Below are 16,318 nucleotides of genomic sequence, written 5' to 3'. Positions count from 1 at the left end.
CTGACATTTGAAGTCAGCAGAGGGGGTACCCAGTTTTCGCTCTTTTCGTAGCGGTTTAGTTACGTCACTCCTAACGCTACGAAACGTAATTATCACAACGATAGCCGGACATGAAGCGTCGTCCTGACCGCCGATAAGGTTCACTTATCGGAGGTCAGAACTGGCGGGCTTATTTCGGAGACGACTGGACCTGGAGTGTCCCGTCTCAAGGAAACTGGCCAAGTCTCAGTGGATCTGACGACCGTAAATGTGTATCTGGCCAAGGTCTCGAAATTCCTGGCCACTGTGGCATGATCACCCGCGATCTGGCGTCGGCGAACGGCATGGACGGGGTGGTGGGTGTGACTGGCGGTGGTTCTGATGTGCGCGTTGAAGGTTGGGGGAGTTTCGAACCAGAGATCCGAACGACTGCGGGGGTTGTGCGCGGCAGGTGGGAGAACGCAGTCGCGATCTTCCGTGGCATCCCCTTCGCCGAGTCACCATTCGGCGCGCGTCGGTTCGCGGCTCCCGTTGCAGTACAGCGGTGGGATGGTGTCCGCGACGCGCTGGAGTTCGGTCCACCGGTTCCCCAAGCGAGCCATCGAGGTTCGGTGATGTCGTCGGTGTCCGGCAGCACCGATGATGATTCCGCGGACTGTTTGACGCTCAACGTCTGGTCACCCGAGCTTGGTACCGCCCGGCTGCCGGTGATGGCGTGGATTCACGGGGGCCGATACCTCGAGGGCGCCGCCAGCAACCCGCACCAGGACGGTGCGACTGTCGCCGCGTGCGGTGTGGTGATGGTCAGCATGAACTATCGAGTGGGCGTGGAAGGTTTCGCCCACATCGCCGGAGCCCCGGACAACCGCGGCATTCTCGACCAGATCGCAGCCTTGCGGTGGGTACAGGACAATATCGCCGCGTTCGGCGGCGATCCCGGCAACGTCACTGTGTTCGGCCAGTCCGCAGGAGCTGGTTCTGTCGCGGCGCTGCTCGCTATGCCCATGGCAGCGGGGCTGTTTCGTCGTGCGATATCGCAGAGCCTGCCGGGCACGTACTTCTCCCCACGGCTCGCCGGCGCGATCTCCGCGACGATCGCCGCGGAACTCGGTGTGCGCGCCACCGTCGATGAGCTGGCCGGTATCCCGCCGCGTGCGCTGATCGAGGCGACCGACGCGGTGATTCGGAAGATGCCCGAATTCGTCGAATCATGGGGACCCACGGCGCTGCCGCCTACGCCGTTCTCACCGGTTGTCGATGGCGTCGTACTGCCTGCTGCGCCGTGGCATGCGCTCGCCAACGGTGCCGCGCGGGGTATCGATCTGCTCATTGGACACACTCGTGACGAGTACTCGCTGTTCAACGCCTGGCGCGGCACAGAGATGACCGATGAGCAGGCGACCGCCGCACTCGAACGTCTCGCGCCTGTCTCGGACAGCAGCGGCGGATACCGCGCCGCCTACCCGGAGGCCGCCCCTGAACAGCTGTATGAGCTCGTCAACTCCGACTGGCTGCTTCGGATGCCGAGTCTGCATCTCGCCGATGCCCAATACGCCGGGCATGGACCCGTGTGGCTCTATGAACTGTGCTGGAGCTTCCGCCAAGATCAAGGTGCCTCGCACAGCCTCGACATGCTGCTTGTATTCGGCACGCTCAGCGCTGGCGAGGTGCGTGGCCACCCCTTGGCCCACCCGAACGCCGCGCATGAGGTCCTGGAGGTCTCCTGTCAAATGCGCAGCGACTGGGTGCGTTTCGCGACCACCGGAAACCCTGGCTGGGCGTCCTACGATCCGGGAAGCCGATCCACTCGTGTCTACAGCGCCGAGCCGACTACCCAGCCTTATCCCGAGGAACGCTCACGCCTTATCTGGCATACACACCGGTTCGACTCCCTGGACCTATGTCAAAGCGGCGGAGCGTGAGGTGGTCGGTGACCAGCCAGGGGCATGGTCTGCACCTGGTGCCCAGCGGGACAGCGGCGGAGCCAGTTCGAGGGTTCGAAGTCGGCTTCGTCGATCCAGAGGCTGGCGAGGTCCGTAGGATCTCCGGTGACTGGTGTCAGTTCCGCGCCGGCTCGCCTAGCCGGGAGCCGAACGAACGCTGGCGGCTGGCATCCGCCCGGCTCGGCGGCGCGTGGGCCATCCACTTCGGGTCGGACGCCGGTGCGGAGGGGTCACAGCAGGGCAGCGACCTTCTTCGCCGTCTCCTTGGCTGATCCGGGGTTCTGGCCGGTCACGAGGTTGCCGTCGACCACGGCGTAGGACAGGAACGGCAGCTTGCCTTTCTCGTAGCGGGCGCCGCGCTTTTTCATCTCGTCCTCGGCGTTGTAGGGCACGAGCTTGTCTACGCGGATGAGGACTTCCTCCTGCCAGGCAAACCCGGTCACCCTGCGACCGGCAACAAGGTGGGACCCGTCGGAGAGCTTGGTGTTGAGCAGGCCGCAGTAGCCGTGGCAGACCGAGGAGACGATGCCGCCGCGCTCGTAGATCTCCCGGGTGATGCGCTGCAGGCCTTCGCTGTCGGGGAAGTCGTACATCACCGCATGCCCGCCGGTGAAATAGATGGCGTCGTAGTCGGCCGAGTCGATCTGGTCGGGGCTGACGGTGTTCTCCAGCAGCGCTATCCGTGCCGGATCGGCACGCCAGGCTTTCGCGGTCTTGTCGTAGTTGGGGAATTTCAGTGACCGCGGTTCCAGGGGAGCGGGGCCGCCCGCCGGGCTGATGATGGTCTGCTCGAATCCGTGCTCTTCGAAGACCTGCCAGGCGTGGGTGAGCTCGGACAACCACAAACCGGTCGGGTGGGACGGGTCGTCGTAGTGGCCGACGTTGGTGACGACGTTCAAGATGCGTTTGCTCATGGTTGGTCATCCTCCCGAATGTTTACATTGCGCACATTGGCAAGGCTAGGGCGGGATGTGAGCACTGTCAACACCTGCGTCGGTGTGAGTGGGCACACTCTGGGCGGCGCTGGCCTACTGTGTGCGCGCGGAAAGGATCGCGGCGAACGCGGCGCGCACGTGATCGGCCACTTCGCGGCTCGACTCCGCCGGGAGCTTGCCGTCCAGGTGCAGGTATGCCATGCCATGGGCCAGCGCCCACCATGCCGAGGCCAGCGCCTGGGGGTCGCCGTCCGGGAAGACCTGCTTCATCGCGAGTTGTACGAGATCGTGGATTTCCGCTGCCGCCTGGACCCGCTCCTCGTTGCCCTCGTCGCAGGCGTTGCCGAACATCAGGCGAAACAACGCAGGCCGGCGCAGGGCGAACTCGACATAGGCGACCGCCAGCTCGCTGAGCCCCGCCGCCGATGCGGGGAGCTCGCGTCCGTCGCTCAGGTCCGCCTTCAGGTCACGTAAGCCCTGCACGGCCAGCGCGGACTCCAGGGCGTCGCGGTCGGCGAAGTGTCGATAGGGCGCGGTCGGCGACACGCCTGCCTCGCGAGCGATGGCACGCAGCGAGAACGGTTCGCCGACTTCGAGTAGGTGCATCGCCGCCGTCAGTAGCGACGCCCTGAGGTTGCCGTGATGATAGCCACTCCTCTTCGCCGAAGTTGACATCGATTACATCCCTTTCTAGGCTCATGTTAGCAATGTAAACTTACCGCATTCAGGAGCGGCGATGCCATCAACAGCCCCCATTCCTGCGAGGTCCGGCGGCGCGGAGCGGACTTCACCGGTCTTCGCGCCGTTCACCCTCCCGAACGGCTCCGTGGTCGCCAACCGGCTGGCCAAGGCCGCTATGGAGGAGAACATGGCCGCATTCGGTCAACTCCCCGACGAGTCCCTGTTCCGGCTCTATCGACGTTGGAGTCGAGGCGGGGCCGGACTGATCATCACCGGCAATGTCATGGTCCACGCCGAGGCGCTCACCGGGCCGGGCGGAGTCGTCCTGGACGCGGAGTCGCCGCTGGAACCGTTCCGTCGGTGGGCCGTCGCCGCGAAGAGCGGCGGCGCGCGGGTGTGGATGCAGATCAACCATCCCGGCCGGCAGGTGCGCGCGGACATGCCCGGCGTCGCCTGGGCGCCGTCGGCGATCCGTGTCGATGTCGGCAAGAACAGCAAGCGATTCGCCGACCCGGTCGAGATGACCCCGCGGCAGATCGAGGAAACCGTGCAGCGCTTCGCCGAGACGGCGCGTCGGGCCGAGGCGGCCGGGTTCGACGGTGTGGAAATCCATGCCGCCCACGGCTATCTGCTGTCGCAGTTTCTCTCGCCGCTGACCAACCGGCGCGCCGACCAGTGGGGCGGCAGCCTGGAGAACCGGGCCCGGCTGCTGCTCGATATCGTGCGTGCGGTGCGGGCCGCGGTCGCTTCCGGCTTCGCCGTCGCGGTCAAACTCAACTCCGCCGACTTCCAGCGCGGCGGCTTCGATGCTGACGACGCCGCGACCGTGCTCGCGATGCTGGCCCCGCTCGGCGTCGACCTCGTCGAGCTCTCCGGGGGCAGCTACGAGGCCCCTGCCATGACCGGCCAAGCCAGTGACCAGCGGACCCGAGCCCGCGAGGCCTACTTTCTCTCTCTCGCCGAAGAACTCGCGGCAACGAGCCCGCTGCCACTGATGCTGACCGGAGGTGTCCTCCGGCGTCCGGTGGCCGAGGAGGTCCTGGCCGGCGGGATCGATCTCGTCGGCATGGGCAGCGCGCTGGCCGTCGACCCCGACCTGCCGAACCGGTGGCGCCGGGACGCTGACGCCAAGGTCGAACTCACACCCGTGGAGATCAAGGACAAGGCTGTCGCGTCCGCCGCGAGCATGGCCCGAGTGCGACAACAGCTTCGCCGCCTCGGCGCCGGACGGCGCGCGCGTCCCGGGATCAACCCCAAGGTCGCTCTCCTTCACGAGACCGTGCTCCAGCGTCGCGCGCTGCGCCGCTACCGCACCTGGCTGAACAACCGTGCCGCGTAAGGCCACCGGCTCTTTTCCCGGCAAATCGATCGCATCCCCAAGCCTTCGACAATCTCCTGTTCCACGCGCCGATCCGCCCCCGTGTTGATCTTGCACACCAGCTCGAACAGATCCACCACGCGTCAGTGACCACTGACGAACGTGAAATCGACTGTCGGACAGTCGCTTACCACGATTCGATCGGCGGGGCGGCATGCACCTGCCGCTGCCATTCTTCGGTGAGGCGAGCGAGTCGGTCCGGCGCGGCGATGCCGCGAAGGCCTGCGATCTTGTCGTCACGCATCTCCAGGATCACGACGCCCACGACGCGGTCGTCGAGCGTGGCGAGCATGGCCGGGCAGCCGTTGACCACGGCGGCATGGATCGAGGGCGAGCCGCCGGCGAGTCTCCGCTTGGCCGGAGACGGTTTGAAGCCGGCCCGCACCACGCCGGCGATCCGCTGCGGGGTCGAGTACCGGATCAGCTTCTCGGCCAGCCCCAGCCCGGCGCTGTCGGAGATGCCGGTCGCGTCGTCGGTCAGCAGCGCCAGCAGCCGTTCGGTCCGGCCCGAGGAGGCGGCGTCGACGAACGCCTCGACGATTCGGCGCGCCGCGGCTCGGTCGACGTCGGTGCCGTTGCCCGCAGCGGCGATTCGGCGCCGGGCTCGGTGGGTGTGTTGCTGACTGCCGGCCTCGGTGATGCCGAGAATCTGGGCGATCTCGGCGTGGCTGTAGGCGAAGGCCTCGCGTAGCACGTAGACGGCCCGTTCGATCGGCGACAGACGCTCCATGAGCGTGAGCACCGCCAGGGTCACCGATTCGCGCTGCTCGACGGTGTCGGCCGGACCCAGCATCGGGTCACCGTCGAGGAGCGGTTCGGGCATCCAGGCGCCGACCGCGCGTTCGCGGCGCACCTTCGCCGAACGGAGCCGGTCGAGCGCGAGATTGGTGACGATCTTGGTCAGCCATGCCTCGGGCACATCGACGTACTCCTGGTCGGCTGCCTGCCACCGCAGGAACGCGTCCTGCACGGTGTCCTCGGCATCGGCGGCCGAGCCGAGCAGACGGTAGGCGAGGGAGGCCAGCCGATTGCGGCTGGCCTCGAAACGCGCCACGGTGGCAGTGTCCATGGGCATGACCCTATGCGGCGACCACGTGGGGCGAGTGCTCTGCGGTGGTGGCCGAGCGATAGTGGCGACTCGGCTTTCCGAAGGTCGGGTGGCTCACGCTCCAGGCGGCAGTCCGAAGGATCGCCGACTTGACGCGCGCGGCCGTCCCGCCGCACAGGGCCCACGACTTCGCACGTGCGTCACCGTCGACCAGCTGGAAGATCCCGTCCTTGCGGCCGAGACTGATGTGGTTGCCGACATACGCCAGCGAGGTCGTCGAGACCTTGCGCCCGGTCCGGTCCCCGATGATCGCGGCGGTCGCCTGCATGCTGGTGAATCCCGCGGAAGCGCAGGACATCGGCAACGGCCGACCGTTGTCACCGATGACGAAGACGCTGTCACCGGCGACGTAGACGTCCGGGTGGGAGACCGACCGCATCTGACGGTCGACCGTGATCTGGCCGTTGGCCACCACCTCGAGGCCGCTGGCGGCGGCGATCGGGTGGACGGCGAAGCCTGCGGCCCACACGGTCGCGTCGGAGGCGAAAACGGTGCCGTCGGCGGCGACCGCTGCCGCCTCCTCGACGCGCTCGATGGTGGTGTGCTGGTGGACCGTGATATCGAACCTGTCGAAGGCGCGCAGCAGGTGACGGCGAGCCTTCGTGCTCAGCCAGCCGCCCAGTTCGCCGCTGGTGGCCAGGCCGACCCGAAGGCCTGGGCGTGATTCGGCGATCTCGGTGGCGGTTTCGATCGCGGTCAGATTGCCGCCGACTACCAGCACCTTCCCGTCCCCGCCCAGCTCATCCAGGCGTGCGCGCAGGCGCAGCGCGGACGGCTGCGCGGCCACGGGGAAGGCGTGCTCGTGGACGCCCGGAACGCCGTGGTCGGCGGCAGCGCTGCCGAGCGCGTAGAGGAGGGTGTCGTATCCGAGTCGCTCGACGCCCTCGGCGTCGGCGACTGTGACACTCCGGTGCTCGACGTCGACGTCGGTTACCCGCGCCAGTCGGAGCTGGATGCCGGTACCCGCGAACATCTCCGCCAGCGGCCGGTGGCGGAGATCCTGCCCGGCGGCGAGCTGATGCAGGCGCAGCCGCTCGACGAAATCGGGTTCGGCGTTGACGACGGTGATCTCGAAGTCGTCGGAATGGAGTTGGCGCGCCAGGTATCCGGCGGAGAAGGCTCCGGCGTATCCGGCCCCGAGGACGACGATGCGGTGCTTCATGGTTCGCTCCTGTCTGGTTCGCGTGCTCCCTGAACGAGACAGCCCCCGCATTCCTGACAGCATCGAACAGTGACGTGAGTCACCCTTGGGGCTCCGTTAGTGGACTACCCCATGCCGAACGCCAGCCCCGACCGCGTTCTCGATCTCATCGACGAGATGCGCTCCAAGCTTTGACATAGACGCCGACATCGAGCGCGATTCCACGAACGCCGGAGCTCTTGCGAGGTCACAGCTGTTGCGCAGAAGAATTGATCCATTCAACGAAGGTGGCGAAATCGTCGCGGCGTAATCCTGTGCGAGGATCGACGCGGTGCAGAAGGGCTCGACCGCTGTGATGGGCTGAAACCCACTCCCGGTCGCCGTCACCGATCTCGTCATCGATCCAGATGAACGACTGTCCCGCCGCCCAGTCGACCAATGCCCGTGTCTTCCAATGCAGCCCGAACCATTCATCGACTCGGTCGCCCGACGGCTCCGGCCAATCCACCACAGCCAACGCCGGCAGACCCAGCGCCGGGCCCACCGAAGAGTTCGCCTCGTGCATCCAAGTCGTGGCCCATACCAACTCGCATCCGAGAGCAGACAGCAGCGGCCCGAGTTCGGGGTCGAGCCGCGCCACGAGTGGGTTTCCTCCAACCGGCCGCACGAGACGAGGCGATGACTCCGACTCGTGCGCAGTAGCCCCGCCGAACGGGATCAACGGTCCGTCGACGTCGAGAAACAGCACTGGACGATGCGGCATATCCATCACCGCAGCAGGTTACTCCCTGGACTTCGCCGACGAACGGCTCGACGATCCGGCCGAGGCAGCGTATGCGGCCGATGTCCCGATGCCGCTGGCCTTTGTGGGATGATCGCCCGCGATCGAGCATCGGAAATTCGAAGGATGGACACGCGACCCGAAAACGGGCCAGTGGTTCGACAAGGATGGGCGGCCGGTCCCGAAATCGGACGCGAGCGCGTGAGTGTCCCCCTGAGCCGGGACACTTCGAGGCACTGGCTGACGTTCATCCTGATCGGGCCGCGTAGGCGAAAGTGATCTCTGCGCGGCGGGTCGCCCCGATGCAGGGTCAACCTCTCGGGGCGAATCAAACGCTACGATCTGGCCGTGTCGAAGGTGTGCAACTATCCGGGCTGTACGCGCCCGATCCCGAGCGGAGCAGGACCAGGTCGTCCCTCGGAGTACTGCGACCGGCCCGACCACACGCGCTGGCGTGCGTGGCGCGAGCGGCAACGGCAACAGCAGGAGGCCGAGACTGCGGCCACTGCCGTCACTGTGACGCAGCCGGGGCCGGTGACCGTTGCGCGATTGCGGGCCGATGAACTGCTCACCCAATTCCGGGGACTCGCCGAGCAGTTGAACACCACGCTGAACGCCGCGGTCGCGGAGTTGTCCACGCTGGCCGACCCGGCGGTCGCGGAAGCCCAGGTGCAGGCGGTTCAGGTGGACGCGGCGCGGCGGATCGCCGAGGCGGAAGGCGCGGCGGTAGTGGCCGAGCAGGCGCGTCGGGAGGCGCAGGAGGCGAGGGAACTCGCCGAATCCGCCGCCGACGACGCGGCCGGCGCCGCCGAACACGCCGAAGGGCTGGTCGCCGAGGCGAATTCGGCGCGCGACGACGCGCTGCGTGAGGTCGAACGCGTCACCAAGCAGGCGGCCGATGACGTGTTCGCCGCACGCAGCGCAGCGGAAGCCGAAGTCCGCACCGTGCGCCGCGAGTCCGCCGAGCAGATCGAACGCATCGAAAAGCAAGCCGCCGAACAAGTCGAGCGCGGCGAGCGTCGCGCGGAGACCGACATCGCACACGCCCGGCGTGAGGCGGAAGCCCTGGTCGCGGCCGCCCATTCCGAGCGCGATCTCGCCGTGCAGCGCGCGGCGGACGCCGAACGAGCGGCCGAACGAGCCGAGCGTGCCGCCGCGGAGCGCGCCGAAGCCGCCGACGAAGCGCGAGCCGAATGGCGCCGAGTACGCGCCGAACTCGACACCACCCGCGCCGAACTCGCCGAAACCCGTCGCGCCGCGGCCGCCGAACTCGCCGCCGTCCGCGCAGAGGCCGCCGCGACTGTCGACAAGGCGCGCGCGGAAGCCGCTCAGCGGCTCGAAGCGCTGGACGAAGCTCGCGTGCAGACCCTCGCGCGCGCCGAACGCGCCGAAGCCCAGCTCGACGAACTCCTCGCCGAAGCTCGCCGCAAATCACCCGTTACCGAGTCCGACCGGCGCGACGACGCCTGAGCGGGGCGCATGGCTTCCGTACTATGCATCTCGGTGCATCTCGGTGTGCGACGCGGAGGAGGATTCGAGCATGGCCGTCATCCATCGGACCACCATGGTTCCCACGAAGATGGAACTGCTGACCTCGTGGCTGCCCGGCCGCGCGTGGTATCGCGGTGAAAAGCCACCGGATCTGCACAAAGCCGGTGGTTTCCGGCTCGATGACCCGGACGGGGAAGTCGGGATCGAATTCGTGGTGATCACCGATCACTCCGGTGCGCAGCCGCACACCTATCACGTGCCGCTGACCTACCGGGGCGCACCGCTGCCGGACGCCGCCGAGGCACTTGTGGGCACTTCCGAACACGGTGTCCTCGGCACCCGGTGGGTGTACGACGCCACCCGTGACCCGGTCGCGGTGGCCCAGATCGTCTCCGCGCTCGTCGGGAACGCGCGGCCTCAGGCCCAAAGCGAGAGCGACACGCCGGACCCCTCGGTCACGGTACACGTCGTGGATACGCCTACTCTCGCAAAAGGTTTCGGTCCAGCTCGGGATGGATTGTTCTACACCGACCTCCCGGTGGGCGATCGGATCCTTCGTATCCATCGCCTTCTGCAAGTGCCGGTCTCGCCTGTGGAGTCGGCGGTTGCCGGTCGGGTCGACGCGTGGTGGCGGCTCGACGACACCATTGCCACCGGCGTATTCATCAGCCTGACTGCGTAATTCGAACGGAGTGGCGTGCCCGCGCGTGCACGACGAGCAGCGGGATGGGGCAAACGAGCCGCTAACTGCGGCTCTGGTCATATCATGTAGCTATGCCCGAAAACGGAGTCGAAGGGCGTACGGAACCACTGGCCGGGGCAGCCCGGCAGACGGTACTGGTGGCCGGTGCCTGCTCGATGATCATGGGTGTGGCCCTAGCGGTGTGGCCGCACAAATCGCTGCCGACAGCGGAACTGCTGTCCGGCGGCTACCTATTGCTCAACAGCGCCCTACAACTGGTCGTGGCGCTCGGTGCCCGCTTCGTGACCCCGCTGCGGATGCTGGTGCTGGTCAGTGGGGCGCTGTCGGCCCTACTCGCGGTGCTTTGCTTCGCGGGCGGCAATTCGGCTCCGCTGCTGTCGTTCTGGATCGGATTGGCGTGGGCGATCCGCGGGATCTGTCACGCCACCGTGGCGGTCTGGGTCGATGATCTGCCCGGGCGCGGACGGCAGGAGTTGTTCGGGCTGATCACGCTGGCACTCGGTCTACTGGTCGGTTCGGTGTCGTTCGAGTCACCGGACACGCTCGGCTGGGTGGCCGGATCGTGCATGATCGCGATCGGGACGCTGGAGGCCTTGTTCTCCGTGGGCTCCCGGCGCGACACGGTCGCGCTGCCGGGGATGGTGCCGACCTTGCGCTTGGATGGCTGATCTCGAGGTGGCGAGCAGGATGCTATCCAGGTTGACTGGGCGCCATGGCATCCCAGCAATCCGAGCTCCGGTCGCCCGCGGAACTCATCGTGGTCACCCATGGCGCCGGTACGGCGATCACGCCGATCGCTCTGAGCGACAGTCACAGCGCGCAAGCTCGTCTGACGGAACTACTTCCGGCCGGGAGCGAACTGGTGCGCATCTTCGGACCGGCCAACCGCTTGGAGCGCAGGCTCACCGGCACCTCACGCCTGGAGACCGGAGCGGAGTATCTCAACTACTTCTACGTCCGCGGTGTCACCGGCCGACTCGACGAACTGGCCGAGCGGTTGCGTACCGCGGACGACGTGGCGGCGGCATATGTGAAACCACCCGCCGAGCCGCCGATAGCGCCGGAGGGAGCGCGAGCGATCACCGGCCGTTCCGCCGCCGAGGCCCCGCCGGTCACGCCGGATTTCGCGGTGCGGCAAGGATATCTGGATGCCGCCCCGCAGGGGATCGACGCTCGGTGGGCGTGGACGGTGCCGGGGGGCCGCGGGACCGGTGTGCGAGTGGTGGATGTCGAGGGCGCGTGGCGGTTCACCCATGAGGACTTGCAGGTCAACCAGGGTGGGGTGATCGGAGGCACCCCGTCACCGGAGCAGGGTTGGCGCGACCACGGCACGGCGGTCGCCGGAGTGATCAGCGGTGACGTGAATGCCTACGGCATCACCGGGATCGTGCCCGAAGCGTACATCCGCGCGGTGTCGATCTTCGGGTCCGGATCGGCGTCCGCGATCCGCTCGGCGGCGGACGCGCTCAACCCCGGCGATGTGATGCTGCTCGAACTGCACCGGCCTGGCCCGCGTTTCGCCTACGCCAACCGGCCGGATCAGCGCGGCTATATCGCGATCGAATGGTGGCCCGACGACTTCGCGGCGATCAGCTACGCGGTCGGTAAAGGCGTCGTCGTGGTGGAGGCGGGAGGCAATGGCGGTGAAGACCTCGACGCCGCGATCTACGACTCCCGCCCCGCGGAGTTCCCGAGCACGTGGCGCAATCCCTTTCGCGGCGGCGAAGCCGACTCCGGTGCGATCATCGTCGGAGCCGGCGCACCCCCACCCGGCTTCCATGGCCGCGACAACGGCACGGCCCGCTCCCGCTTGCCGTTCTCCAACTACGGAAAGCGGGTCGACGTGCAGGGCTGGGGCCTGGAAGTCACCACGACCGGGTACGGCGACCTGCAAGGCGGTCCGGACGAGGACCTCTGGTACACCGACGTGTTCAGCGGAACCTCGAGCGCGTCCCCGATCGTGGTCGGCGCGGTCACCAGCTATCAGGGCATGAGTGCGGCCGCGGCCGGACGCAAGACCCCCGCGGAAGTGCGCGCCCGGCTGCGGGAAACCGGCTCACCGCAAACCGATGCCGCTGATCGGCCCGCATCCCAGCGCATCGGCAACCTGCCGGATCTGAAATCGATGATCCTGCCCCGGTAGGCCGCCGGGGGTCGGGATACTCGACTCGATGTGTGCAGCCGACCGATTCCATCCGCCGGAATCCACTCATCGCATAGTTGATGGACATGGAATCCGACCGAGTCGAGCGGCGACTCATCGCCTGCGGGCATCCGCCGCCGAATCGGCAGGTCCGCGAGAAAGGTTCGAACCGCCGCGTCGACCGAACTGGCCGACGGGCGTGGCCGCCTCCACCGTCACGCGGGTGACGTCCATCAGCACCAGCGGAAAGCCGAGCGGCGGCGAGGTGGACAGCCCGTCTTACCCGCTGCCGGTTCTCCGCGCAGAGCCGCAATCGGTCGGTCGCACCGCGCTGATCAGTCCACGCGCGCGGCGAGCAGCAATTCGAGCAGCAGATCGGCGAATTCGGCAGGTGCGTCGGTGAATCCGCTGTGCCCGCCCGGGAATTCGGTGAGCGGAATGTTCAGCTGCTCGGCGAGCGCTTCCGCGGGACGGTGGGGGAGCTTGCCCTTGCTCTCTCGTCCTGCCCCGAGCACCAGGCGGTCGCTGACCTGCGCCAAGGCCGCGACGTCGGGGAGATGGGAGGTGATCGTGCGCAACTCGTGCGCCATGTTGCGTGGCGCGTTGGCGTGCAGGCGTTCGATCATCGCCGCGGCGCGCGGGGAGAGTCCGCCGGGATCGGGCATCCGCACACCTCCGCCGATGCCTTCGAGGAAGCGGGCGCCCGCGGCGGCGAGACCGTCGGTGACGAACAGTTCGTACACCTCGTCGACGAACGCTTTGTGCTCGGCGGCATCGGGCAGCACCCCGAAAGAGGGCGGCTCGTGCGCGATCACCAGACGCAACCGCTCGGGATGCCGGGCGAGCAGGTCGAGCGCGACCACCGCCCCGCCGCTGCCGCCGAACACGTACGCGTCCTCGTCCTCGGGGGTGAGGTGCTCGAGGAGCAAATGGGCGTCCTCGCTCTGCACCTCGACCTCGATGTCGGCCGGTGGGCCGGGGTCGAGCACGCTGCGCGAGTAGCCGCGCGGGTCGATGGTGACCACGGTGAAGTGTTGTGCGAGTGGCTCGAGGATGGGATCGAACACCGCCGCGTCGCCTCCGCTGCCCGGCAGCAACAGCAGCACCGGCCCGGCGCCGCTGACCTCGTAGTACAGGGTGGCTCCCGGGACTCGCAGGGTGCCGGATCTCATGATTTCTCCTTGTCGGTCGGCCACTGCTCCAGGGTGACGTGCAGGGCGTCGATGATGCGTTCCCAGGACGCGGCGGTCGAGCGCGTGTGCCCGAAGCCGCCGGTCGCCTCCAGAACGCTGTATCCGTGGAAGGTGCTGCGCAGCAAGCGGACCGCGTCGGTACGGTCGGGTTCGGCCAGACCGTAGGCGCGCAGCATGCCGTAGGTCAGCTCGATGGCGTGTAGCGCGCCGGTCGCGGTGGGCGTCATTTCGGGATCGAACGGAAGCTGGGTCGCCGCGTAGCGGCCGGGGTGGCGCAGGGCGTAGTCCCGCCAGGCGTGGGCGTAGGCGGCGAGCGCATCACGTCCGGCGCGACCGGCCACGGCGGACGCGATCAGTTCGGTCTTCTCCGTGGCCGCCAGAACGGACACCCGCGCGCGGAGGTCTCGCAGATTCTTCACGTGCGAGTACAGGCTGGCGTCCTGGACGCCGAACTTCTTGGCCACCGCCGACATGGTGAGGTTCTCCAAGCCGATCTCGTCGGCGAGGTCGGCCGCGGCCCGCGTGATCCGATCCGCGGTCAGTCCCGCTCGGGCCATCATGTGCACACCTCCTCGCTCTTGGGTTCCTAGTTTTTATCCTAGAACCCTTAGGTTTTGCAATCGGCGTCGTGCTGGTGCCCTTCTCGTCACGGCGGGCCATCTGGGTCACCTGCGAGTGATTAATTGCTTAGCGCAAGTAAGCACGCTATAGTTGCGTAGCACAAGCAACTAATTCTCGCGCTGGGAGTAGGCATGGCAGTATCACCCGATGCGGCTCGGAGCCTGATAACCGAGCTCTATTTCATGGGCCGTGCGATGCGCGCTGTTCTGTCGCACCCGGAAGAAGGGCACCTGCTTCCGGGTGGCGTCGGCGTGCTGGGCTCCCTGGAGGCCAGGGGGCGATGCCGGCAAGTGGATCTGGCCGTGGACTTGTGCATCAGCCCATCGACACTGAGCAGGCATGTCGCCGAGTTGGTGAGTTCCGGCGACATCGCCCGCCATGCCGATCCCAGCGATGGCCGGGCCACCCTCATCGAAATCACGGACCAAGGACGCGATCTGCTGCGACGCATCCGAGTGTCGCGGGCGCGAGGATTGCAGGCCGCTCTCGCCGATTGGAGTGAGGACGAGGCCGAGCAGGCCGCCGTGGTTGTTCAGAAGCTCAGGAATTCACTGGCCGCAGTCGCGCACCACACCGCGGTGGGCGGGAGCGAGCCGGTTTCGACAGAGAGTCAGGAAGTGGATGTCTAGTTCAGTCGATGCGGGGACGCGACGCGACCCCGCCGCGATGACCCACCGCGAGGTCCTGGAAGCGATGACCGGGCTGCTGGCGGCGTTGTTCACGGCGCTGCTCAGCACGACGATCGTCGCCACCGCACTGCCCACCATCATCGGCGACCTGGAGGGATCGCAGACCGCCTACGCCTGGGTCATCACCACAGCACTGCTGGCCAACGCCGCCTCCACCCCGATCTGGGGCAAATTCGCCGACCTGTTCAACAAGAAACTGCTGGTCCAATCCGCCATCGTCATCTTCGTCACCGGCTCGATCATCGCCGGACTCGCCCACACCGTGCCGATACTGCTGGCCGCACGCGTCGTCCAAGGCATCGGCATGGGCGGGCTGACCGCGCTCGTCGTCGCGATCATCGGCTCCATCGTCGCCCCCCGCGAACGCGGACGCTACTCCGGCTACATGGGCGCGGTAATGGCGGTCTCGATGTCCGGCGGCCCCATCCTCGGCGGCGTCATCGTCGACAGCCCACTGGGCTGGCGCTGGTGCTTCTTCGTATGCGTGCCACTGGCCGTGATCGCACTGGCGCTGCTGCAGCGCACCCTACGACTACCCACCGAACGCAAGGACGGCGTGTCGATCGACTGGCTCGGCGCCGCCCTGCTGACCGCCGGTGTCTCGGTGCTACTGATCTGGGTGTCCTTCGCCGGCAAAACCGGATACTACGCGTGGATGTCGCGGGAAACGGCGATCTACGTCGCCACCGGCGTGCTGCTGCTGCTGGCGACCGTATGGGTCGAATCCCGCGCCACATCCCCGATCATCCCGCTGCCGATCATCACCGAACCCACCACAGGCCTGGCCATCATCGCCTCCATCGCCGTCGGCGTCGGCATGTTCGGCGCAACCACCTTCCTGGGCCAATACTTCCAAACCGCACGCGGCTACTCCCCGACCATCGCCGGTGTCCTGACCATCCCGCTCGTCGCGGGCATGCTGACCGCCTCGGTCGGCTCCGGCCAGCTCATCACCCGACGCGGCACATGGAAAAGCTTCGTCGTCGCCGGCGCCGCCCTGCTGGTAACCGGATTCACGCTGCTGTCCACCATCGACCACGCCACCAACCTGTGGCAGGTCGGCGCCTACATCACCATCGTCGGCCTCGGCGTCGGCATGATGATGCAAAACCTCGTCCTGGCCGTACAGAACACCGTCAGCGTGCACAACATCGGCGCCGCCTCCAGCAGCGTCGCCTTCTTCCGCACCTTCGGCGGCGCCATCGGCGTCTCAGTCCTCGGCTCGGTACTGGCCACCCGCGTCAGCGAACTCTCCGCCCAAGGATTCACCGAACTAGGAATCCACCCCAAATCCTCCGGAGGCAGCAACCTCAACCTCGACGCGCTCCCCACACCCATCGCCACCATCGTGCGCGCCTCCTACGGCGACGCGACCGGGCGAATCTTCCTCATCGCCGCCGCCGCAACAACCGTCGCACTCATCGCCACCGCACTGCTACCCAACCGCCCACTACGCCGCACAATCGACATCGATCCCGCACTCGACCCGACCACGAAAAACTCTGCGGTGCAGGACGATCCGACTGCCACGG

The 16,318-nt window shown here is 67.2% G+C and carries 14 protein-coding genes and 1 pseudogene; 8 read left to right on the top strand and 7 right to left on the bottom strand.

Annotation, left to right across the window (positions count from 1 at the left end):
• The first annotated feature begins 332 nt into the window (after window positions 1–332).
• On the top strand, window positions 333–1,901 hold the full coding sequence (locus tag ABZ824_RS18765) for a carboxylesterase family protein (protein WP_356964568.1): 1,569 nt from the start codon (window positions 333–335) through the stop codon (window positions 1,899–1,901).
• Between the two features lie 251 nt (window positions 1,902–2,152).
• Here ABZ824_RS18765 and ABZ824_RS18760 read toward each other — a convergent pair whose 3' ends face one another.
• Window positions 2,153–2,836 carry a type 1 glutamine amidotransferase domain-containing protein gene (locus ABZ824_RS18760; protein ID WP_356964392.1) on the bottom strand — a complete coding sequence of 228 codons (684 nt, stop codon included), beginning with the start codon at window positions 2,834–2,836 and terminating at the stop codon, window positions 2,153–2,155.
• 114 nt (window positions 2,837–2,950) lie between these two features.
• Entirely contained in the window at window positions 2,951–3,532 is a 582-nt protein-coding gene (locus tag ABZ824_RS18755; protein WP_356964390.1) for a TetR/AcrR family transcriptional regulator, read from the bottom strand.
• A 61-nt stretch (window positions 3,533–3,593) separates the two neighbouring features.
• Between ABZ824_RS18755 and ABZ824_RS18750 the strand changes: the two genes are divergently transcribed.
• Entirely contained in the window at window positions 3,594–4,877 is a 1,284-nt protein-coding gene (locus ABZ824_RS18750; RefSeq protein ID WP_356964388.1) for an NADH:flavin oxidoreductase/NADH oxidase family protein, read from the top strand.
• A gap of 166 nt (window positions 4,878–5,043) precedes the next feature.
• Here the strand turns inward: ABZ824_RS18750 and ABZ824_RS18745 are convergent, their stop codons facing one another.
• The 3 genes from ABZ824_RS18745 to ABZ824_RS18735 all read right to left on the bottom strand — a co-directional run bounded on the left by ABZ824_RS18745 (window position 5,044) and on the right by ABZ824_RS18735 (window position 7,928).
• Window positions 5,044–5,985: a sigma-70 family RNA polymerase sigma factor gene (locus tag ABZ824_RS18745; protein ID WP_356964386.1), complete on the bottom strand. Its 942-nt coding sequence runs from the start codon at window positions 5,983–5,985 to the stop codon at window positions 5,044–5,046.
• 10 nt (window positions 5,986–5,995) lie between these two features.
• A complete protein-coding gene (locus tag ABZ824_RS18740) occupies window positions 5,996–7,186 on the bottom strand; it encodes an FAD-dependent oxidoreductase (RefSeq protein WP_356964384.1) in 1,191 nt (396 codons plus the stop codon).
• Between the two features lie 226 nt (window positions 7,187–7,412).
• Entirely contained in the window at window positions 7,413–7,928 is a 516-nt protein-coding gene (locus ABZ824_RS18735) for an HAD domain-containing protein (RefSeq protein ID WP_356964382.1), read from the bottom strand.
• 366 nt (window positions 7,929–8,294) lie between these two features.
• On the opposite strand from ABZ824_RS18735, the gene ABZ824_RS18730 reads away from it, so the two are divergent.
• From ABZ824_RS18730 to ABZ824_RS18715, 4 genes are all read left to right on the top strand, one after another.
• On the top strand, window positions 8,295–9,416 hold the full coding sequence (locus tag ABZ824_RS18730) for a hypothetical protein (RefSeq protein WP_356964380.1): 1,122 nt from the start codon (window positions 8,295–8,297) through the stop codon (window positions 9,414–9,416).
• Between the two features lie 70 nt (window positions 9,417–9,486).
• The gene (locus ABZ824_RS18725; protein ID WP_356964379.1) at window positions 9,487–10,119 is read left to right on the top strand and encodes a 1,4-alpha-glucan branching protein; all 633 of its coding nucleotides are present in this window, start codon (window positions 9,487–9,489) and stop codon (window positions 10,117–10,119) included.
• Between the two features lie 92 nt (window positions 10,120–10,211).
• Window positions 10,212–10,808 carry a DUF308 domain-containing protein gene (locus ABZ824_RS18720; protein ID WP_355074023.1) on the top strand — a complete coding sequence of 199 codons (597 nt, stop codon included), beginning with the start codon at window positions 10,212–10,214 and terminating at the stop codon, window positions 10,806–10,808.
• A gap of 44 nt (window positions 10,809–10,852) precedes the next feature.
• Complete coding sequence (locus ABZ824_RS18715; protein WP_356964377.1) at window positions 10,853–12,283, top strand: S8 family peptidase; 1,431 nt, start codon at window positions 10,853–10,855, stop codon at window positions 12,281–12,283.
• 335 nt (window positions 12,284–12,618) lie between these two features.
• Here the strand turns inward: ABZ824_RS18715 and ABZ824_RS18710 are convergent, their stop codons facing one another.
• Entirely contained in the window at window positions 12,619–13,455 is an 837-nt protein-coding gene (locus ABZ824_RS18710) for an alpha/beta hydrolase (protein ID WP_356964375.1), read from the bottom strand.
• A complete protein-coding gene (locus ABZ824_RS18705) occupies window positions 13,452–14,036 on the bottom strand; it encodes a WHG domain-containing protein (protein ID WP_356964373.1) in 585 nt (194 codons plus the stop codon). The genes ABZ824_RS18710 and ABZ824_RS18705 overlap by 4 nt, the downstream gene beginning before the upstream one ends.
• Window positions 14,037–14,228: 192 nt before the next feature.
• On the opposite strand from ABZ824_RS18705, the gene ABZ824_RS18700 reads away from it, so the two are divergent.
• Window positions 14,229–14,726, top strand: a complete 498-nt coding sequence (locus tag ABZ824_RS18700) for a MarR family transcriptional regulator (RefSeq protein ID WP_356964371.1) — start codon at window positions 14,229–14,231, stop codon at window positions 14,724–14,726.
• 37 nt (window positions 14,727–14,763) lie between these two features.
• Window positions 14,764–16,257, top strand: a pseudogene (locus ABZ824_RS18695) (MFS transporter); the annotation flags it as partial.
• Window positions 16,258–16,318: the final 61 nt, after the last annotated feature.

The organism is Nocardia sp. NPDC047038 (assembly GCF_040644075.1).
Lineage (GTDB): Bacteria > Actinomycetota > Actinomycetes > Mycobacteriales > Mycobacteriaceae > Nocardia > Nocardia sichangensis.
The sequence above is the reverse complement of the archived record's forward strand: the minus strand, read 5'-3'. Positions and strand labels throughout refer to the sequence as shown.

Excerpts from the sequence above, each read along its gene's own strand:
- ABZ824_RS18760 (WP_356964392.1), bottom strand. The coding sequence starts at position 2,836 with ATGAGCAAACGCATCTTGAACGTCGTCACCAACGTCGGCCACTACGAC.
- ABZ824_RS18755 (WP_356964390.1), bottom strand. The coding sequence starts at position 3,532 with ATGTCAACTTCGGCGAAGAGGAGTGGCTATCATCACGGCAACCTCAGG.
- ABZ824_RS18750 (WP_356964388.1), top strand. The coding sequence starts at position 3,594 with ATGCCATCAACAGCCCCCATTCCTGCGAGGTCCGGCGGCGCGGAGCGG.
- ABZ824_RS18745 (WP_356964386.1), bottom strand. The coding sequence starts at position 5,985 with ATGGACACTGCCACCGTGGCGCGTTTCGAGGCCAGCCGCAATCGGCTG.
- ABZ824_RS18740 (WP_356964384.1), bottom strand. The coding sequence starts at position 7,186 with ATGAAGCACCGCATCGTCGTCCTCGGGGCCGGATACGCCGGAGCCTTC.
- ABZ824_RS18735 (WP_356964382.1), bottom strand. The coding sequence starts at position 7,928 with ATGCCGCATCGTCCAGTGCTGTTTCTCGACGTCGACGGACCGTTGATC.
- ABZ824_RS18725 (WP_356964379.1), top strand. The coding sequence starts at position 9,487 with ATGGCCGTCATCCATCGGACCACCATGGTTCCCACGAAGATGGAACTG.
- ABZ824_RS18720 (WP_355074023.1), top strand. The coding sequence starts at position 10,212 with ATGCCCGAAAACGGAGTCGAAGGGCGTACGGAACCACTGGCCGGGGCA.
- ABZ824_RS18715 (WP_356964377.1), top strand. The coding sequence starts at position 10,853 with ATGGCATCCCAGCAATCCGAGCTCCGGTCGCCCGCGGAACTCATCGTG.
- ABZ824_RS18710 (WP_356964375.1), bottom strand. The coding sequence starts at position 13,455 with ATGAGATCCGGCACCCTGCGAGTCCCGGGAGCCACCCTGTACTACGAG.
- ABZ824_RS18705 (WP_356964373.1), bottom strand. The coding sequence starts at position 14,036 with ATGATGGCCCGAGCGGGACTGACCGCGGATCGGATCACGCGGGCCGCG.
- ABZ824_RS18700 (WP_356964371.1), top strand. The coding sequence starts at position 14,229 with ATGGCAGTATCACCCGATGCGGCTCGGAGCCTGATAACCGAGCTCTAT.